General features: G+C 69.4%; 25 protein-coding genes. 17 read left to right on the top strand and 8 right to left on the bottom strand.

All coding sequences use genetic code 11. The features are described 5' to 3' along the window. Positions 1-750 (bottom strand): GNAT family N-acetyltransferase, encoded by a 750-nt coding sequence (locus ACWEIJ_RS17230; RefSeq protein ID WP_449838141.1) that lies wholly within the window; start codon positions 748-750, stop codon positions 1-3. A gap of 145 nt (positions 751-895) precedes the next feature. Between ACWEIJ_RS17230 and ACWEIJ_RS17225 the strand changes: the two genes are divergently transcribed. Genes ACWEIJ_RS17225 through ACWEIJ_RS17175 form a run of 11 tightly spaced genes read left to right on the top strand, consistent with a single transcriptional unit; the run spans position 896 to position 9,245 of the window. Beyond that, positions 896-1,945, top strand: a complete 1,050-nt coding sequence (locus ACWEIJ_RS17225; RefSeq protein WP_449838140.1) for a PhoH family protein — start codon at positions 896-898, stop codon at positions 1,943-1,945. Positions 1,946-1,950: 5 nt separating this feature from the next. Beyond that, entirely contained in the window at positions 1,951-2,511 is a 561-nt protein-coding gene (gene ybeY, locus ACWEIJ_RS17220) for an rRNA maturation RNase YbeY (protein ID WP_449838139.1), read from the top strand. Positions 2,512-2,517: 6 nt separating this feature from the next. Next, a complete protein-coding gene (locus tag ACWEIJ_RS17215; RefSeq protein WP_449838138.1) occupies positions 2,518-3,810 on the top strand; it encodes a hemolysin family protein in 1,293 nt (430 codons plus the stop codon). Next, positions 3,803-4,135 (top strand): cytidine deaminase, encoded by a 333-nt coding sequence (locus tag ACWEIJ_RS17210; RefSeq protein WP_449838137.1) that lies wholly within the window; start codon positions 3,803-3,805, stop codon positions 4,133-4,135. Before ACWEIJ_RS17215 ends, ACWEIJ_RS17210 begins: the two co-directional genes overlap by 8 nt. 23 nt (positions 4,136-4,158) lie before the next feature. Continuing rightward, complete coding sequence (gene era, locus ACWEIJ_RS17205; protein ID WP_204767282.1) at positions 4,159-5,055, top strand: GTPase Era; 897 nt, start codon at positions 4,159-4,161, stop codon at positions 5,053-5,055. Beyond that, the gene (recO, locus tag ACWEIJ_RS17200) at positions 5,055-5,807 is read left to right on the top strand and encodes a DNA repair protein RecO (RefSeq protein ID WP_449838136.1); all 753 of its coding nucleotides are present in this window, start codon (positions 5,055-5,057) and stop codon (positions 5,805-5,807) included. Before era ends, recO begins: the two co-directional genes overlap by 1 nt. Before the next feature lie 40 nt (positions 5,808-5,847). After that, positions 5,848-6,666: an isoprenyl transferase gene (locus tag ACWEIJ_RS17195; RefSeq protein WP_355449343.1), complete on the top strand. Its 819-nt coding sequence runs from the start codon at positions 5,848-5,850 to the stop codon at positions 6,664-6,666. Then, entirely contained in the window at positions 6,663-7,061 is a 399-nt protein-coding gene (locus tag ACWEIJ_RS17190) for a YbjN domain-containing protein (RefSeq protein ID WP_449838135.1), read from the top strand. Before ACWEIJ_RS17195 ends, ACWEIJ_RS17190 begins: the two co-directional genes overlap by 4 nt. 14 nt (positions 7,062-7,075) lie before the next feature. Further along, positions 7,076-7,522 carry a hypothetical protein gene (locus tag ACWEIJ_RS17185; RefSeq protein WP_449838134.1) on the top strand — a complete coding sequence of 149 codons (447 nt, stop codon included), beginning with the start codon at positions 7,076-7,078 and terminating at the stop codon, positions 7,520-7,522. After that, positions 7,519-8,529, top strand: coding sequence for a permease (locus tag ACWEIJ_RS17180; RefSeq protein WP_449838133.1), 1,011 nt, complete (start codon positions 7,519-7,521; stop codon positions 8,527-8,529). Before ACWEIJ_RS17185 ends, ACWEIJ_RS17180 begins: the two co-directional genes overlap by 4 nt. Then, on the top strand, positions 8,526-9,245 hold the full coding sequence (locus tag ACWEIJ_RS17175) for a TIGR03943 family putative permease subunit (RefSeq protein ID WP_449838132.1): 720 nt from the start codon (positions 8,526-8,528) through the stop codon (positions 9,243-9,245). The genes ACWEIJ_RS17180 and ACWEIJ_RS17175 overlap by 4 nt, the downstream gene beginning before the upstream one ends. Here the strand turns inward: ACWEIJ_RS17175 and ACWEIJ_RS17170 are convergent. Continuing rightward, entirely contained in the window at positions 9,233-9,430 is a 198-nt protein-coding gene (locus ACWEIJ_RS17170; RefSeq protein ID WP_449838131.1) for a hypothetical protein, read from the bottom strand. The two genes, ACWEIJ_RS17175 and ACWEIJ_RS17170, sit on opposite strands and share 13 nt — an antisense overlap. Positions 9,431-9,433: 3 nt before the next feature. On the opposite strand from ACWEIJ_RS17170, the gene ACWEIJ_RS17165 reads away from it, so the two are divergent. Further along, positions 9,434-9,796, top strand: a complete 363-nt coding sequence (locus tag ACWEIJ_RS17165) for a hypothetical protein (RefSeq protein ID WP_449838130.1) — start codon at positions 9,434-9,436, stop codon at positions 9,794-9,796. Here the strand turns inward: ACWEIJ_RS17165 and ACWEIJ_RS17160 are convergent. The 3 genes from ACWEIJ_RS17160 to ACWEIJ_RS17150 are packed head-to-tail and all read right to left on the bottom strand — an operon-like array spanning position 9,783 to position 10,824. Next, positions 9,783-10,187 carry a Fur family transcriptional regulator gene (locus ACWEIJ_RS17160; RefSeq protein ID WP_449838129.1) on the bottom strand — a complete coding sequence of 135 codons (405 nt, stop codon included), beginning with the start codon at positions 10,185-10,187 and terminating at the stop codon, positions 9,783-9,785. The genes ACWEIJ_RS17165 and ACWEIJ_RS17160 overlap by 14 nt on opposite strands. Next, a complete protein-coding gene (locus tag ACWEIJ_RS17155; protein WP_112263712.1) occupies positions 10,184-10,534 on the bottom strand; it encodes an ArsR/SmtB family transcription factor in 351 nt (116 codons plus the stop codon). The genes ACWEIJ_RS17160 and ACWEIJ_RS17155 overlap by 4 nt, the downstream gene beginning before the upstream one ends. 11 nt (positions 10,535-10,545) lie before the next feature. Continuing rightward, positions 10,546-10,824 (bottom strand): DUF6703 family protein, encoded by a 279-nt coding sequence (locus ACWEIJ_RS17150; protein WP_449838128.1) that lies wholly within the window; start codon positions 10,822-10,824, stop codon positions 10,546-10,548. A 41-nt stretch (positions 10,825-10,865) separates the two neighbouring features. Here ACWEIJ_RS17150 and ACWEIJ_RS17145 point away from each other — a divergent pair, with 41 nt between their 5' ends. Continuing rightward, the gene (locus ACWEIJ_RS17145) at positions 10,866-11,216 is read left to right on the top strand and encodes an antibiotic biosynthesis monooxygenase family protein (protein WP_449838127.1); all 351 of its coding nucleotides are present in this window, start codon (positions 10,866-10,868) and stop codon (positions 11,214-11,216) included. On the opposite strand, the gene ACWEIJ_RS17140 is transcribed toward ACWEIJ_RS17145, so the two are convergent. After that, positions 11,203-11,880, bottom strand: coding sequence for a hypothetical protein (locus tag ACWEIJ_RS17140; RefSeq protein ID WP_449838126.1), 678 nt, complete (start codon positions 11,878-11,880; stop codon positions 11,203-11,205). The genes ACWEIJ_RS17145 and ACWEIJ_RS17140 overlap by 14 nt on opposite strands. Before the next feature lie 81 nt (positions 11,881-11,961). Between ACWEIJ_RS17140 and ACWEIJ_RS17135 the strand changes: the two genes are divergently transcribed. Beyond that, positions 11,962-13,359: a glycine--tRNA ligase gene (locus ACWEIJ_RS17135; protein ID WP_449838125.1), complete on the top strand. Its 1,398-nt coding sequence runs from the start codon at positions 11,962-11,964 to the stop codon at positions 13,357-13,359. 209 nt (positions 13,360-13,568) lie between these two features. Further along, complete coding sequence (locus tag ACWEIJ_RS17130; RefSeq protein ID WP_449838124.1) at positions 13,569-14,069, top strand: hypothetical protein; 501 nt, start codon at positions 13,569-13,571, stop codon at positions 14,067-14,069. Here the strand turns inward: ACWEIJ_RS17130 and ACWEIJ_RS17125 are convergent. Both ACWEIJ_RS17125 and ACWEIJ_RS17120 read right to left on the bottom strand, forming a co-directional pair. Then, positions 14,059-14,958: a serine hydrolase gene (locus ACWEIJ_RS17125; protein ID WP_449838123.1), complete on the bottom strand. Its 900-nt coding sequence runs from the start codon at positions 14,956-14,958 to the stop codon at positions 14,059-14,061. The genes ACWEIJ_RS17130 and ACWEIJ_RS17125 overlap by 11 nt on opposite strands. Before the next feature lie 16 nt (positions 14,959-14,974). Beyond that, the gene (locus ACWEIJ_RS17120; RefSeq protein WP_449838122.1) at positions 14,975-15,706 is read right to left on the bottom strand and encodes a Type 1 glutamine amidotransferase-like domain-containing protein; all 732 of its coding nucleotides are present in this window, start codon (positions 15,704-15,706) and stop codon (positions 14,975-14,977) included. Positions 15,707-15,758: 52 nt separating this feature from the next. Between ACWEIJ_RS17120 and ACWEIJ_RS17115 the strand changes: the two genes are divergently transcribed. Then, positions 15,759-16,433, top strand: a complete 675-nt coding sequence (locus ACWEIJ_RS17115; RefSeq protein WP_449838121.1) for a YdcF family protein — start codon at positions 15,759-15,761, stop codon at positions 16,431-16,433. Further along, positions 16,433-17,671, top strand: coding sequence for a deoxyguanosinetriphosphate triphosphohydrolase (locus tag ACWEIJ_RS17110; RefSeq protein ID WP_449838120.1), 1,239 nt, complete (start codon positions 16,433-16,435; stop codon positions 17,669-17,671). Before ACWEIJ_RS17115 ends, ACWEIJ_RS17110 begins: the two co-directional genes overlap by 1 nt. Positions 17,672-17,859: the final 188 nt, after the last annotated feature.

Genomic DNA, 17,859 nt, shown 5'->3' with positions numbered 1-17,859 from the left:
TCATCCCAGTGCGTGCGAGGCGGGCGCGAAGTAGCGCGACCGGTCACCCGGCACGTCCGCGGCGCCGCGCACCATCAGCGCGCAACCGCCGTCGCGTTCCTCGAAACCCCGCCCCAGCAGATAAGCCGCCACCTCGGCGGAATCGGTGTCCACGCGGACACGGCCCGTACCCGCGGCCACATCCGCGATGAGCTCGCACGCCGCGGCGGCCGAGGGTGCGATCAGCGGGCCGACCGTCACCCCGTCCGGGTTCGGCCGGGTGGCGATGACGCCCGCGTCGGACGTGCGCACGACGTACGGCGCGGACGGGGCGAGCAGCCGCTCCCAGAGCGCGGCCCGCGAGTACCCGCTCACCTCGTGGTCGAGCGCGGCCAGCGACGCCGCGTCGGCCGCGGTGGCGAGCCGCGACACGCCGGCCGCGGTCCCGGTGAACTCGCCCTGGTACGAGGCCGTGACCCCGACCGAGTGAAAGCCGAGCCTCGTGTACAGCGGCGTTCCCATCTCCGTCGCGTACAGCGCGGACGGGCTGATATCCAATATATTGGTCATGAGTGCGGTGCCGATGCCCCGGCGCCCGGCCCACGAACCGACCAGCACCCCGCTGATCGCCTGCATCTCCGGATACGGCGTGGTGAGCGCCGTGCCCAGCAACCCCGTCGCGTCGAACGCTCCCCACCCCGGCCCCAGCGCCAGCATCAGCTCCCACTGGGCGGGCGTCCACGCCCAACCCCGGTCCGTGACGAGCTTCATGCACTCGGGTATGTCGTCGACACCAAGCCTGCGGATCTCCACAGGTCGTGAGCACACACGGTGAGCAATCCGGTAGCCACTCATTTTCGGCCGGACTAGCATCGACGGCACCAGATCCGAGCGACAGGAAGCAGGCCGGGGCCACGTGGCCGAAGAAACACAGCAGAGCACCAAGGAAGGTCAGTCCCGGTTCGCCGTGCCAGACGGCGCGGTGCTCAGCCTGCTGGGGTCGCGCGACGAGAACCTCCGGCTAGCGGAGGAACTGCTCGACGCCGACGTCCACGTCCGCGGGAACGAGATCACCCTGTCCGGCGACCCCGCCGACGTGGCCTTCGCGGAACGCGTCTTCTCCGAGCTCGTCACCCTCGCCAGCCGCGGCCAGGCCATCGACCAGAACACGGTCCGCCGCACCGTCGCGATGCTGTCCGCGAACGCCGACGAGTCACCGGCCGAGGTCCTCAGCCTGGACATCATCAGCCGCCGCGGCCGCACGATCCGGCCCAAGACGCTGAACCAGAAGCACTACGTCGACGCGATCGACAAGAACACCGTCGTGTTCGGCATCGGCCCCGCCGGCACGGGCAAGACCTACCTCGCCATGGCCAAGGCCGTGCAGGCCCTGCAGGCCAAGCAGGTCAACCGGATCATCCTCACCCGCCCGGCCGTCGAGGCGGGCGAACGGCTCGGCTACCTGCCCGGCACGCTCTACGAGAAGATCGACCCGTACCTGCGCCCGCTCTACGACGCGCTGCACGACATGGTCGACCCGGAGTCGATCCCGCGCCTCACCCAGGCCGGCACGATCGAGGTCGCCCCTCTCGCGTACATGCGGGGACGGACGTTGAACGACGCGTTCATCATCCTCGACGAGGCGCAGAACACGACGCCCGAGCAGATGAAGATGTTCCTCACCCGGCTCGGCTTCGGCTCGAAGATCGTGGTGACCGGCGACATCACCCAGGTCGACCTGCCCGGCGGCCAGCGCAGCGGCCTGAAGGTCGTCAAGGACATCCTCGAAGGCGTCGACGACGTGCACTTCTCGGTGCTGACCAGCCAGGACGTGGTGCGCCACCGCCTGGTCGGCGACATCGTCGACGCGTACGAGAAGTGGCAGGTCGAGCAGGACGTCATCGACCAGGACGGACGACACCACGGACCCGGTGCACGCCGGGGGAACCAGCGCCGGGGACGATAGGCGCCGTGAGCATCGAGATCGCCAACGAGTCGGGTGTCGGAGTCGACGAGGGTTCCATCGTCTCCGCCGCCCGCTTCGCGCTGGACCGCATGGGCGTGAGCCCGCTGGCCGAGCTGTCCGTCCTGCTCGTCGAGCTGGACGTGATGGCCGACCTGCACGAGCGCTGGATGGACCTGCCGGGCCCCACGGACGTCATGGCCTTCCCCATGGACGAGCTGGACTCCGCGCGCCGGCCCGACGCCGCGGGCCTCGGCCCGGCGCTGCTCGGGGACATCGTGCTGTGCCCGGCGTTCGCCAAGGACCAGGCCAAGAAGGCGGGCCACAGCCTGCTGGACGAGCTGCACCTGCTGACCGTGCACGGAGTGCTGCACCTGCTCGGCTACGACCACGCCGAGCCCGCCGAGGAACGCGAGATGTTCACGCTGCAGAACCGCATCCTCGCGGACTTCCGCACCGCGCGCGACGAGGCGGAGCGGGCCGCGCACCAGCGCAGCACCGACGACAAGGTGCTCGGTGCGGTGGGCCTGGACGAGCAGAAACCGCTCCAGCACCCCGAAGAAGACTGACGCGACATGAGCGGCAACCCAGCCAGCGTGATCGTGCTGGCCGTCTTGCTCGTGCTCGCCGCTGGTGTCTTCGCGTGTGTGGACGCCGCGCTCGGCACCGTGTCACGCGCACGGGTGGAGGCGCTGCAACGGCAGGGGCAGTGGGGGACCGGGCAGTTGCTGCAGGTCCTCAACGACCGGCCGCGGCACGTCAACCTGTTGCTGCTGCTGCGGCTGTTCTGCGAGATGCTCGCGGCGGTCCTGGTCACGACGGTGTTCCTGCAGTACGAGGACGAGAACTGGCTCGCGGTCCTGTACTCGTGCCTGAGCATGCTCGTCGTGTCGTACGTGCTCGTCGGCGTCGGTCCGCGCACCATCGGCCGTCAGCACCCGTACGGCGTGAGCCTTCTCGCCGCGGGCACGGTGCGTCAGCTCGGCCGGGTGCTCGGGCCGCTGTCCAAGCTGCTGATCCTCGTCGGCAACGCCATCACGCCCGGCAAGGGCTTCCGCGAGGGCCCGTTCAGCTCCGAGGTCGAGCTGCGCGAGCTCGTCGACATGGCGCAGGAACGCGGCGTCGTCGACGAGGGCGAGCGCGAGATGATCCACTCGGTGTTCGAGCTGGGCGACACCATCGCGCGCGAGATCATGGTGCCGCGCACCGAGATCGTGTGGATCGAGCAGGCCAAGTCGCTGCGGCAGGCGCTCGCGCTGTCGTTGCGCTCCGGCTACACCCGCGTGCCGGTGATCGGCGAGAGCGTCGACGACGTGCTCGGCGTGGTGAACATCAAGGACCTCATGCGGGCCACGCTCGCCGAGGACGAGGACCCGAAGAGCGTCGCCGAGCTGATGCGGCCGATGAGCTTCATCCCGGACTCGAAGCCGATCGCGGACCTGCTGCGCGAGATGCAGGTGTCGCGCCGGCACATGGCGATCGTGGTCGACGAGTACGGCGGCACCGCGGGCCTGCTGACCATCGAGGACATCCTCGAGGAGATCGTCGGCGAGATCACCGACGAGTCCGACACCGACGACCGCCCGCCGGTCGAGCACCTCGAGGACGGCGCGGTGCGGGTGAGCGCGCGGCTGCCGGTCGACGACCTGGACGCGTTGTTCGGCACCGAGCTGGACGACCACGAGGTCGAGACGGTCGGCGGCCTGCTCGCGCAACGGCTCGGGCGCGTGCCCCTGCCCGGCACGGAGGCCGAGATCGCGGGCCTGCGCATGCGGGCGGAGGGCGGCAAGGACCTGCGCGGCCGCATCCGCGTCACCACGGTGCTCGTGCGCCCTGTGCAGAAGGAGAAGGAAGCAGAAGATGAGTGACTTGGACCCCGAGGACGCCAAGCTCGTGACGCTCGCACGGTCCGTGCGCGCGCGTAACGGCGCGGCGGAGGGTGCCGCCGTGCGCGACCTCGACGGCCGCACGTACAACGCGTCCACGGTCGAGTTGCCGTCGCTGAAGCTGACCGCGCTGCAGGCCGCCGTGGCCGCCGCGGTGTCGAGCGGTGCCGAGGGCCTCGAAGCCGCGGCCGTGGTGACCGACGCGGACGGGCTCGACGACGCGTCCGTGCAGGCTGTGCGCGACCTGACGCAGAGCGGTCCCGTGCTGCGAGCAGACGCGTCCGGAGAGGTCAAGGAAGTCCGCTGAGCGCTTTGAGCGACAATGGGCGGATGGATGGTTACCGCTCCGGGTTCGCGTGCTTCGTCGGCCGCCCGAACGCAGGGAAGTCGACGCTGACGAACGCACTGGTGGGCACCAAGGTCGCCATCACCTCGAACAAGCCGCAGACGACCCGCCACACGATCCGCGGCATCGTGCACCGCCCGGACGGCCAGCTGGTGCTCGTGGACACGCCCGGTCTGCACCGGCCGCGCACGTTGCTCGGCCAGCGGCTCAACGACCTGGTGCGGGAGACGTGGTCGGAGGTCGACGTCGTCGGCTTCTGCGTGCCCGCGGACCAGAAGGTCGGGCCCGGTGACAAGTTCATCGCCGCCGAGCTGGAGAAGGTCGCCAAGCGCACGCCCGTGGTGGGCATCGTCACCAAGACCGACCTGGTGTCGCCGCAGCAGGTGATGGAGCAGCTGCTCGCGCTGCAGAAGGTGATGGAGTTCGCCGAGATCATCCCGGTGTCCGCGGTCGACGGCTTCCAGGTCGACAAGCTGAGCGACCTGCTGCTGCAGAAGCTGCCGGAGGGTCCGCAGCTGTTCCCGGACGGCGACCTCACCGACGAGCCTGAGCAGACCCTGGTCGCCGAGCTGATCCGCGAGGCCGCGCTTGAGGGCGTGCGCGACGAGCTGCCGCACTCCATCGCCGTGGTGGTGGAGGAGATGCTCCCGCGCGAGGGCCGTGACGACCTGATGGACATCCACGCCTTCGTGTTCGTGGAGCGGCCGTCGCAGAAGGCGATCATCCTGGGGCACCGGGGGGAGCGGCTCAAGCAGGTCGGCATGACCGCGCGCAAGCAGATCGAGGCGCTGCTGGGCACCCGCGTGTACCTGGACCTGCACATCAAGATCGCCAAGGACTGGCAGCGCGATCCGAAACAGTTGCGCCGCCTGGGCTTCTGATGGCGAATCTGTACCGCGACACCGGCATCGTGCTTCGCGTGCAGAAGCTCGGTGAAGCGGACCGGATCATCACCTTCCTGACCCAGCGGCACGGCAAGCTCCGCGCGGTGGCCAAGGGCGTGCGCCGCACGTCGTCGAAGTTCGGCGCGCGGCTGGAGCCGTTCTGCCACGTCGACGTGCAGTTCCACCCCGGCCGGTCGCTCGACATCATCACGCAGGTGCAGACGCTCGACGCGTTCGGCGTGGGGATCGTCAACGACTACCAGCGCTACACGGCCGCGTGCGCGATCCTGGAGACCGCCGACCGCCTCACGGCCGAAGAGGGCGAACCGGTCGTACGGCTCTATCTGCTCGTCGCGGGCGCACTCAGAGCGTTGGCCGCCGCCGAACGTGATCCGTCGCTGCTGCTGGACGCGTTCCTCATGCGTGCCATGGCGTTCGCCGGATGGGCGCCGGCGGTGAACGAGTGCGCGAAGTGCGGCACACCTGGGCCGCACCGGGCGTTCAGCGTCCAGGCCGGCGGGACGTGCTGCCCGAACTGCCGCCCGCCGGGCTCCGCGTCGCCGTCCGCGGACACGCTGACGTTGCTCTCCGCACTGCTGCACGGCCAGTGGGGCGTGGTCGACGAGATCCCGCACGTGGCCCGCCGGGACGCGAGTGGCCTGGTCGCGGCGCACCTGCAGTGGCACCTCGAACGGCAGCTCCGTTCGTTGCCCTTGGTCGAGCGCAAGGCGAAGCCGGACGACGGCTAATCTGGCGGCCACCCGATCGTTCGAAAGGATGCCGAGCCTCATGCTGCGTCGCCGCCGCTCCGAACGCGAGAAGCGCGTCCCGCGCCCGCCGGAGCCGCACCCGTCCGGCGCGACGCCCCCGGCGATCCCCGCCGAGTTCGTGCCCAAGCACATCGCGATCGTGATGGACGGCAACGGCCGTTGGGCCAACCAGCGCGGGCTGTCGCGGGTCGAGGGGCACAAGCGCGGCGAGCAGGTCGTCGTCGAGGTCGCCAAGGGCGCGATCGAGATGGGCGTGAAGTGGCTGTCGCTGTACGCCTTCTCCACGGAGAACTGGCGCCGCAGCCCAGAAGAGGTCCGGTTCCTGATGGGCTTCTCCCGCGACGTGATCCACCACCGCACCGACGAGCTCGACGAGCTGGGTGTGCGGGTGCGCTGGGCAGGCAGGCGGCCGCGGTTGTGGCGCAGCGTCATCAAGGAGCTGGAGGTCGCCGAGGAGCGCACGCGCGACAACGACGTGCTGAACCTCGCGATGTGCATCAACTACGGCGGCCGCGCCGAGATCGGTGACGCCGCCCGCGAGATCGCGCGGCTGGCCGCCGCCGGGCAGCTCAACCCGGACAAGGTCGACGAGAAGACCATCGCGCGCTACCTCTACCAGCCCGAGATGCCGGACGTGGACCTGTTCATCCGGCCGTCCGGTGAGCAGCGCACCTCCAACTTCATGCTCTGGCAGTCCGCGTACGCCGAGCTGGTGTTCCAGGACATCCTGTGGCCCGACTTCGACCGCCGGGACATGTGGCGTGCCGTCGAGAAGTTCGCCGAGCGCGACCGCCGGTTCGGTGGTGCGATCGACAAGCCCGATTCGGAGGTGTCGTGAACGCGAGCGGTGAGGCTCTGGAGGCCGCGCGCAAGGCGCTGGAGCTGTTCCACGACGTGTCCGTGGACGACGACGGCGCGTTGAGCTTCCGCCACGGCGACGTGCCGTGCGCCGTGCAGGGCATGGAACTGGCCGAAGGCCTGACGGTGCTCTCGTTGACGGTCGTGGTCGCGTGGGACCTGGTCGGTGACGTGGCCACGTGGGTGGCTGAACGCGCTGGTCAGGGCCTTTTCGGCACGCTCGGTGTCATTTCCTCCGAGCGTGGCACGGACGTGATGCTGCGCTACGCGTTCCCGGCGGACGGCCTCAAGCCGGAGCCGTTGAGCACGTTGCTCATGCTGGTCGTGTCGACCGCGTCGCAGGTGCGCGGCGAGCTCCTCTCCCGCTTTTCTTGAGAAAGGACCCCTCGATGGGTGGCGTGATCATTTACGAGCCGGAAGAGGACTCGGACGTCAACGAGTTCCCGTGGACCGTCACGTTCGAGCCCTCGGGCGGTGACGACTGGGACTCGTTCATCTGCGGCCCGTACGAACGCGACCACGCCGTGGCGCTGGCCGAGGCCGTGGCCCTGGACGACGCCGAGGGTGGCGTGCTGGCGATCGTGAAGCCGATGCTGCCCGCGCTGAGCGCCGAGGACGTCTCCGCGACGATCGACGAGCTGCGCGAGGCCGCCCTCGAAGAAGAGGCCGACGAGGAGACCGTCAACGGCACGCCCGTCGACTTCGACGACGACGATGACCTCGAAGAGGAAGAGGCCGAGTTCGCCGAGCCGCCGTCGCCGGAGGAGATCCGCGAGGGCATGGCCCGCACCTACCGCCGGCTGCTCGACCTGGACTCGGAACTGGACTCTGAATGACGATCACCGGCGAGATCCGCTCGTCGAAGCGGCGCTCCGGCCCGCCTCGGTTGAAGATCACGTCGTTGGAGGTGCTGTGCGGGATCCTCGTTCTCGCACTGCTCTTCCAATCCCGGCTCGTCGACCTGCTGGACGTGCCGAAGCTGCGCACCGCGTCGACGGTGTTCGTCGCGATCTGCGTGCAGGCCCTGCCGTTCCTGGTCCTGGGCGTGCTGATCTCCGGTGCCATCGCGGCGTTCGTGCCGGCCTCGGCCCTGCGCCGGCTGCTGCCGGCGAAGTCCGCGCTGGCGGTGCCCGTCGCAGGTGTCGCGGGTGTGGCCCTGCCGGGCTGTGAGTGCGCCTCGGTGCCGGTGGCCCGGCGGCTGATGCAGCAGGGCGTCGCACCGGCCGTGGCACTGACGTTCCTGCTGGCCGCGCCCGCGGTGAACCCGATCGTGCTGGTGGCGACGGCGGTGGCGTTCAACGACACCCCGATGATGGTCGTCGCGCGGTTCGTCGGCTCGTTGCTGACCTCGATGGTCATGGGCTGGCTGTGGGCGCGCTTCGGCAAGGCCGAGTGGATCGCCGAACGCGCCCTGGCCCGCCTGCAGGACAACTCCGACAGCCCGAAGTGGACGGTCTTCGCCGAGAGCGCGCGGCACGACCTCGTGGATGCCGGTGGCTTCCTGGTGATGGGCGGGCTGTTCGCGGCGGCGTTCAAGACGTTCGTGCCGGTCTCGTGGATGGCCACGATCGGCGGCCAGATCGTGCTCGGCGTGATCGTGATGGCGTTCCTCGCGCTGCTGCTGGCGTTGTGCTCCGAGGCGGACGCGTTCGTGGCGGCGGCCTTCTCCACGCTGCCGCTGCTGCCCCGCCTGGTGTTCCTGGTCGTCGGCCCGGCCGTCGACGTGAAGCTGTTCGCGCTGCAGGCGGGCACGTTCGGCAAGGCCTTCGCCCTGCGGTTCGCACCGGCTACCTTCGTAGTGGCGATCTTGTGCGCAGTCGTGACCGGGGTGGTGCTGCTGTGAGGCGGGAAACTCAGAACATCCTGCTGGTCCTGCTCGGCGGTGCGCTGCTGAAGATCAGCTTCTCGGGCCTGTACCTGCGGTACGTCAAGCCCGGGCTGCTGCCATTGCTGATCGCCGGTGGCGTGGTGATGATCGCGCTGGCGCTGTTCGCGATCCTGCGCGACATCAAGCGCGGCAAGCCGGTCGAGGACGATCACGCCGACCACGGCGATCACGAGCACTCGCACTCGTCCCGGTCGACGTGGCTGTTGCTGCTGCCCGTGCTGGCGGTGTTCCTGATCTCGCCGCCCGCACTGGGCGGGGACGTCGTCGGCTCGACCGCTTCCGCGAACCAGACGCAGCGCACCCGCAACCTGCTCGGCGACCTGCCGTCCGGGGACGTGATCCCGCTGTCGATGACGGAGTTCATCACCCGCACGGCGTGGGACGAGTCCGGCACCCTCGACAACCGGCGGGTGAAGCTGACCGGCTTCCTCACGCGCGCCGAGGGCACCACCTACGTGGCCCGTATCGCGATCTCGTGCTGTGCCGCGGACGCCCGGCCGTTGAAGGTGAAGCTGGCCGGAGACGTGCCGTCGCTGCCGGACGAGCAGTGGGTCGAGGTGACCGGTCAGGTCGTGCCGAAGTCGGCGAACGAGAAGAACTCGTGGGTGCCGAGCTTCACGGTCGAGTCGTTCACCCCGGTGGCCCAGCCGGTCGAGCCCTACGAGTCCTGAGGCTTCCGCACCTTCTCAGGCACGAGGAGGTGCGGCCCGCCGGGTTCGTCGTGGTCCGGCACAGCCCGCCACGCGGAAGGCCACGAGTGGTTCTGGCGCGGGTCGGTCACGCGTGCGTTCTCCAGGCTGAGCGTGCCGTCGAACCTCGCGGCGGGAAGATGCGCGACCGGGGAACGCAACGTCACCCAGTGAGCGGCTTTGAAAGCGGCTTCGGGGTCGACCCCGTCGCCCCTCGTGTTGGGCGCGTCCTGCTGAAGTCGGCGAGGTCGTCGATCGTCGCTTCGACGAAGCTGGCGTACCGGGTGACCGTCGACCCCGCGAAGTGGGTTGGCTGGAAGAGCTCCGCCGCCGTGCTGGCGGTGCTCGCCACCTTCATCACGGTGGACCGGCTCCGCCTCGGCCAGCGCGAGCACCACCCGGTCCGGCAGGCGAGCACCAGGGTCAGCCACACCCACCGCCTGCGGAACTCCACCTGCCTGGGTTCGGGAAGCGTCGCGATGTCCACGGTTCATCTCATCGCGAACCGTTCTGGTGGAGCTAGGCCTGCTTGAGCCCCTTGGCCGTGCACTCCGCGCACGTGCCGAAGATCTCGACGGTGTGGCTGACCTCGGAGAAGCCGTTCTCGGCGGCGACGCGGTCGGCCCACTTCTCGACCGCGGGGCCCTCCACCTCGACCGTGCGGCCGCAGTGGCGGCACACGAGGTGATGGTGGTGGTGGGCCGAGCAACGGCGGTAGATGGCCTCGCCCGAGTCGGTGCGCAGGACGTCGACCTGGCCCGCGTCGGCCAGGGACTGCAGGGTGCGGTAGACCGTGGTCAGGCCGATGCCCTCGCCGCGGCGGCGCAGTTCCTCGTGCAGTTCCTGGGCGCTGCGGAATTCGTCCAGCTGGTCGAGCAGGTTCGAGACGGCCGTGCGCTGCTTGGTGGACCTCAGTCCGGTCACAGTTTCTCCTCGACGTGCGTCACCGCGTCCACCACGATGTGCGCCAGGTGTTCGTCCACGAGCCGGTAGACGACCTCGCGGCCGTGCCGTTCGCCGTGCACCACACCTGCCGACTTGAGCACGCGGAGGTGCTGGCTGATCAGCGGCTGGGCGACGCCCAGTGCTTCGACCAGTTCGTGCACGCAGCGGTCGTGCTCGCGCAGCTGCAGGACGATGGCGATGCGGACGGGGGCGGCGAGCGCGCGCAGCAGGTCGCCCGCCTCGGCGAGCGTGTGGGCGGCACGCGGTGGTGCCGGTGCGGGCGCCTCGCGTTCGGGGGAGTGCTCGCCGTGCAGCTGGACGGTCATGGCGGCGCACCTCACCTGGTAGGGATTTTCACAACCAATTCTACGGTGATGACCAGGAGCACGAGCAGGACCACCACACGCAACGTGCGCTGAGCTGGGGAAAGCACCTTCCAGGTGGCGGCCAGCAGGATGACGGCGCCGACGGCGAGGACGCCCAGGAGCGTCGCGCCGAGGGTTCCGCCGACCAGCACGCCGGTGATGAAGAGGCCGAGCACGGCCACGAACGCCACCACCGGGCGCACGCGCGCGAGTGGACCGTCGCCGGGCAGGAGAGGGCGCTTGGACGTCACCGTGTCATCCTTGCACCGTGCTGCTCGTGTGCCGTTTCCGCGTGTCCGATCCTGAGGCGTTCACCTCGCGCGTCGAGCAGGCCCTGAAGTTGCTGACGGCCCAACCCGGTTGCGAGCGGGGCACGCTGGCGCGGTCGACCGACGAGGACGACCGGTGGGTGCTGACGGTCGAGTTCGAGTCCGTGGTGGCCTACCGGCGCGCGATGTCGCCGTTCCCCGTGCGCGAGCACGTCGTTCCGCTGCTGTCCGAGGCGCTGACCGACGAGCCCGCGATGTACGAGCCGACGCTGACCAGCGCGGACGGCGAGGTCGAGGAGCACACGAGCCTGCTCGCCGAGGACGCGTTCACCGTGCGTCTCGGCGAGGCGGCCGGTCCCGCTAAGCCTCGTTAGCGATCTTGGTCATCTCCGCGAGGAACTCCTCGTCCGAGCCCTCCGGCAGCAGCTCCAGCGCCTTGCGGGCCGCGTCGGCGGCTTCGGCGGAGCGGCCGAGGACGTGCAGCGTCTTGGCCTTGCCGTACGCCGCGTAGGGGGCGGGCGTCTTCTCGAACGCCGCCAGCGCCTCGTCGTAGCGCTCGTGCTCGAAGTAGTACCAGCCCACGTTGTTGTGGAGCGGGCCGAGCCAGTGGGAGAGCTCCGGGTGCTCCTCGATCAGGTCGAGGCCCACCTGCGTCCACTTCTCCGGATCGTCGACGAGGGCCACCATGTGGGCCGCGTCCGCGGCGAACCACAGGTCACCGTTCTTCTTCGCCAGCACGAACGCCGCCACGAACAGCGGTTGCGCCGCCTCTGGATCACCACCGGAGCGGTACAGCCTGCCGCGTTCGAGCAACGCGCGGACGCGTCCCGTCGACTCGGGACCGACGAGCGCCTCCGCCTCGTCGACGAGCGCGTGGCCCGCGGCGAAGTTGTCCCGCAGACCCTCGACGCGGGCGAGTTGGGTCAGCACCTCGGCACGCTCGTCGTCGGTCGCGACGTCGCCGAGGGCCGCGCGGAACCTCGCCTCCGTGCCGTCCAGGTCGGCGAAGTCCCACAGCTCTCTCAGCCGGTCTTCCATTCCTGCAGGGTAAGGCTCCGGTCGCCCGTTCGGGGCGCAACGTGACGGGCTAGGCTTGAGCCCCCGATTCTCATTCCCCCGATGGAGTTCCCGTTGGCCGCCGATCGCATCGATACCGTTGTCAGCCTCTGCAAGCGCAGGGGGTTCGTCTACCCGTGCGGGGAGATCTACGGCGGTACCCGCTCGGCGTGGGACTACGGACCTCTGGGCGTCGAGCTCAAGGACAACATCAAGCGCCAGTGGTGGAACTTCATGGTCCGCGGCCGCGAGGACGTCGTGGGCCTGGACTCGTCGGTCATCCTGCCGCGTGACGTGTGGGTCGCCTCCGGTCACGTCGAGGCGTTCGTCGACCCGCTGATCGAGTGCGAGTCGTGCCACAAGCGGTTCCGCGCGGACACCCTGTCCGAGGAGTACGCCGAGCGCACCGGCAAGGAGGTCGCCGAAGGCGACGTGTCGGACGTGCCGTGCCCCAACTGCGGCGTGCGCGGCCAGTACACCGAGCCGAAGATGTTCAACGGCCTGCTCAAGACGCACCTCGGTCCGGTCGAGACCGAGGAGGGCCTGCACTATCTGCGCCCCGAGACCGCGCAGGGCATCTTCACGAACTTCCTGAACGTGCAGACGACCTCCCGCAAGAAGCCGCCGTTCGGCATCGGCCAGATCGGCAAGTCGTTCCGCAACGAGATCACGCCGGGCAACTTCATCTTCCGCACGCGCGAGTTCGAGCAGATGGAGATGGAGTTCTTCGTCGAGCCGGGCACAGACGAGGAATGGCACCAGTACTGGATCGACGAGCGCACCCGCTGGTACACGGACCTGGGTATCGCGAAGGAGAACCTGCGGCACTACGAGCACCCGCAGGAGAAGCTCTCGCACTACTCGAAGCGCACCGTCGACATCGAGTACCGCTTCCAGTTCGGCGGCCAGGAGTGGGGTGAGCTGGAGGGCATCGCGAACCGCACCGACTACGACCTCACCACGCACTCCAACGCCTCGGGTGTCGACCTGTCGTACTTCGACCAGGCCACCAACTCGCGCTACAAGCCGTTCGTCATCGAACCGGCCGCCGGTGTCGGCCGACCGATGATGGCGTTCCTGCTGGAGGCGTACGTCGAGGACGAGGCCCCGAACGCCAAGGGCGGCGTGGACAAGCGCGTCGTGCTGAAGCTCGACAGGCGGTTGGCGCCGGTGAAGGTGGCCGTGCTGCCGTTGTCGCGCAACGCCGAGCTGTCCCCGAAGGCCCGTGACCTCGCCACCGCGCTGCGCCGCCACTGGAACGTCGACTTCGACGACGCCGGCGCCATCGGCCGCCGCTACCGCCGCCAGGACGAGATCGGCACGCCGTTCTGCGTGACGGTCGACTTCGACACCCTCACCGACCACGCCGTGACGGTGCGGGAGCGCGACACGATGTCGCAGGAGCGGGTGGCGATGGACCAGCTGGAGTCCTACCTGGCCGCACGCCTCATCGGCTGCTGAGCTCGGTCACGTGTGGGAACCTCGACCGGTGATCATCGGTCGAGGTGAACCGCCGCGCCGGTTCCAGGCTGCACCGGTCGGCGTGCGGCAGGTCAGGGCGGTGATGGCCGAGATGCCGCCGCCCGCGGAACGCCATCGCGGGTCCGACGCTGCCCGGCCACGACGTCGTCGCGTCGGCACTTTCCTCATGGGTCGATCACGGTGACCGAATGATCATGATCGGTCAGGGTCCGTCACCGCACTGGGTGTGGGTCTCCGCGCCACGCGTCGAACGGATTCGGGCGCGGTTGACGGTGATGGGCCTGCCGATCGTCGGAATGGCGCTGGTGTTCGGGATCGTGCTCGTCGCGGTCGGCCTGAACCTGCCGTCCTCCCACAACCCGATCAATGTGATCGGAGTGATGATGGGCGGGATCGGCGCGTTCTGGGGAGTGCTGTCCGGGCTCAGTCTCGCCACTGGCCGTTCGTGTGCGCAGGGTGAGTACGTCGATGTGAACAACGCTCGCCTGGTCCTGCGGCTGCTCGGCGTGTGGTGGGGCGGCGCGGTCTTCAGTGTGCTGTTCCCGTTGTTCTTCGAGGTGATGTCGCTGCGCGGCGAGGTGCCGTTCACGGTGGGGTCGGCGGTGTACCTCGCGGTGCTGGTCCTGCTCGTGGTGCTGGGCGGGGTCGCGTTCTTCACCGCGCGCCGCGTGTTCCGGATCAGTTGTTGACGCCCAGCTTCACCAGCAGCGCCTTGGAGACCGCGTTGATCGCCTGACGGGCTGTGGTCCAGGAACCGGTCGGGCTCGTGGTGAGGACGGCGACGGCGTAGCGGTTGTCGAGGACGCCCGCGCTGTGCAGGTAGACCTCGCTCGGCAGGTAGAACATCCAGCCCTGCTTGGCGTAGGCACCGGTGACGCCGAGCAGGCCGAACTGCTGGTCGAAGCCGTCGGCGGCGGTGGCCTGCGCCGACGACAGGTCGGCGACGATCGTGTCGCGGACCGGTGAGCCGAGGATGTAGTGGTAGAGCCGGACCATGTCGTTCGCGGTGATGACGACCTCGCCCCACTGTGACGGGTCGTCCGGGGCGTGCGTGCCGGTGAGGCCTGCTTCGGTGGCGACGCGGCCGATGGCGTCCATGCCGTCGAACCTCTCCCACAGCACGTCCATGGCGTCGTCGTCGCTGACGCTCAACGCGCGGTGGATCAGATCCTGGTCCTCTTCGGACAGCGGCTCTTGCAACGCGTCGGTGGCGAGGATCAGCTTCGCCAGCGACGCCGAGTAGAACGGCTTGTCGCCCTGGTCCGAGACGACCTGGCCGGTCTGCAGGTCCATCACGGCGAAGCCGACGTCGGACTTGCCGCCCGCCGCGGCGATATCCGATATATCAGCAGGCAATATATTGGATACCGCCGACGGCGGCGGTGTCGTGGCCGAGATGTCGGGGCTGGAGTGCGATACATCGGATCCGATGTCCGATGTATCAGGCGCCTGGTCGGTGTCCAGAACGTCGGGACCGCGCGACACCTGAGCGGACTGCGTCGCGTGCGCATGGCACGGGATGGCGTCCGGGATCACGAAGACGGCCGCCGCGAGGAAGAAGATCAGAGTCCAGCGCACCCCTCCAAGGTCCGTGTCACAGGAGCCTGGTGTCGAGCTTTTCCTCCTGAGCGGTTGCTGAAGACTCTTCCCTGGTCACGACATACGCGCCGGACCCACGCCGTTCCGAGACGGCCTCGACGAGCTCGGTGCCGCGGTAGAGCAGGCCGACGCCGTCGTCGGTGCAGTACGTCGTCGGCAGCAGGCCCGCGCCCACCGCCTCGTGGATCTTCGGGCGGCGGGTCTCCTCGGAGTCGTAGTGCACGCCGTTGCCGTAGGGCAGGAAGCCGAGGCCGTTGGTGACGATCCGCAGCTCCGGGCCGAACGAGTCGGTGGCCCCGCCGACGTGCCAGCAGATCGAGCCCGCCGACACACCGCTGAGCACCACGCCGGCCTCCCACGCCTTGCGGAGGACCGCGCCGAGGCCGTGCACCTCCCACACCGCGAGCAGGTTCGCCACCGAGCCGCCGCCCACCCAGATGACGTCGTGGGACAGCACGAAGTCCTCGAGGTCGTCGGTCGGGGGCATCGTGAAGAGGTTCAGGAACGAGACGCCGATGCCCGCGACGTTGCCCGCCTCGGCCATGTTCGCGTTCATGTACCGCTGGTCGCCCCCGGCGGTGCCGACGTGGCAGAGCCGCGGTGCGCGACCCTCCACACCGGCCAGGTCCACCGCGAAGTGGATCAGGTCGCCGAATTCGACGTAGGTCCGGTGGCCGGCGCGCAGGCCTCCGGACGTGGCGAGGATGGTGGGCTGCTCAGCAGGCATGACGATGATCCTCGCAGGGGCGTCAACGCACCGCCGGGCCGGTTCTGGAACCATGCTTGGAGTGCGGACCCCACCCCTCAAACCTCTGGCCAGGATTCGTCGGATCGTGTTGCGCCTGTTCTTCGGCGCACTGGTCGTCGGTGTGCTCGTGGTGGGCGGCACGGCGTTCCGCGTGTGGCAGGTCGCGCGCGTGGACGACTGGACGAAGGCCGACATGGCGATCGTCCTGGGTGCCGCGCAGTACAACGGCGTCCCGTCCGACGTGCTCGAAGCCCGGCTCGAACACGCGCTCGGCCTCTACAAGGCGGGTGTCGTCGGCTACATCGCCACGACCGGCGGCCGCCAGCCCGGCGACAACTTCACCGAGGGCCAGGTCGGCAAGCTGTGGCTGGTGAAGCGCGGGGTCCCGGAGGACCGCGTGCTGCAGGTCGGCGAGGGCGCGGACACGCTCGGGTCGCTGCGGGCCGTCGCCTCGGTCGCCCAGGAACGCGACCTGAAGACCGCCGTGATCGTCAGCGACCCGTGGCACTCGCTGCGCGCCCGCACGATGGCCGAGGACGCCGGTCTGCACGCGTGGACGTCACCGACCCGCGTCGGCCCGAACGTGCAGACCCGGGAGACGCAGTGGTTCTACATCAAGCGCGAGACCGGAGCGCTGCTGTACTACCGCTTGATGAAGGCTCACGCCGGCGTGTTCGACGAGCTCAAGCTCCCTAAAATCGGGTGATGGGATACACCGGCCACGACGCGGAGCGCCTGCTCCCCGAGGAACCGAAGAGCGCCGCGCTGCCGGGTGCCCGCACCGACACGCGCACGCCGTTCTCCCGCGATCGGGCCCGTGTGCTGCACTCCGCGGCGTTGCGCCGGCTCGCTGGCAAGACGCAGGTCGTCGGCCCTGGTGAGGGCTCCGAGGTCACCGGTGTCCCGCGCACCCGGCTCACCCACTCGCTGGAGGTCGCGCAGATCGGCCGCGGCATCGGTGAGGAACTGGGCTGCGACCCGGACATCGTCGACACGGCCGGTCTCGCGCACGACATCGGCCATCCGCCTTTCGGGCACAACGGCGAGAGGGCCCTCAATGAACTCGCCGGGCCGTGCGGCGGCTTCGAGGGCAACGCGCAGACGTTCCGCATCCTCGCCCGCCTCGAACCGAAGACCGCGCACGGCCTGAACCTCACTCGCGCGGTGCTCGACGCCGCGACCAAGTACCCGTGGCCGCGCACGCCGGGCACGGTGAAGTTCGGCGTGTACGACGACGACCTCGAAGTGTTCAAGTGGATGCGTGCGGGAGCACCGGACCGTGAGCGCTGCATCGAGTCGCAGGTGATGGACTGGGCCGACGACGTGGCGTACTCGGTGCACGATGTCGAGGACGGCGTGCTGGCCCACCGCATCAGCCTGGGCGCGCTGGCCCGTGCCGACGAACGCGCCGCCATCGCGTCGCTCGCGGCCAAGACGTTCTCCGACGAGTCCGTCGCCACGCTCGAAGCCACCGCGGAGGAGCTGCTCACGTTGCCGGTCATCGGCTTCTGGACCGAGCACGAGTACGACGGCTCGCTCGGCGCGCAGGTGGCGTTGAAGAACCTCACCAGCGAGCTGGTCGGCCGGTTCGCGACCGCGGCCGTGACGGCGACCCGCGAGGTGCACGGCGACGGAGCGCTCACGAGGTACAACGCGGCGCTGGAGGTGCCACCGCAGGTCGCGGCGGAAGTGGCGTTGCTCAAGGCGATGGCCGTCCGGTACGTGATGAGCGACCCGGCCCGGCTGGCCATGCAGGCCAGGCAGCGCGAGCTCATCACCGATCTGGTCACCCGGTTGATGGAACGGCCGACGCTGCTCGACCCCGTGTTCCGCCCGGTGTTCGCGGCCGCTTCCTCTTACGCGGCAAGGCTTCGCGTCGTCGTCGACCAGGTCGCCCTGCTCACCGACGCGCAGGCCGTGGCCTGGCACCGCGCATCGGCGTAGCTTCGAGGGCATGGCGGACGAATCCAGACCGCCGGGCCGACCTTGGCCGTGGCGGAGACCGAGCAGGGAAGCCGTGCCGGCGGGCTTCCCCACTGAAGACGAGGGGGACGACGGGTCGGCCGGTGTGCGCGAACCCCGTCACCCCAAACCACTTGGGCCGATGGGAGGAGCGGGAGAGCGGCCCGTCC

It is taken from the genome of Lentzea sp. NPDC004789, assembly GCF_053601075.1.
The sequence above is the reverse complement of the archived record's forward strand: the minus strand, read 5'-3'. Positions and strand labels throughout refer to the sequence as shown.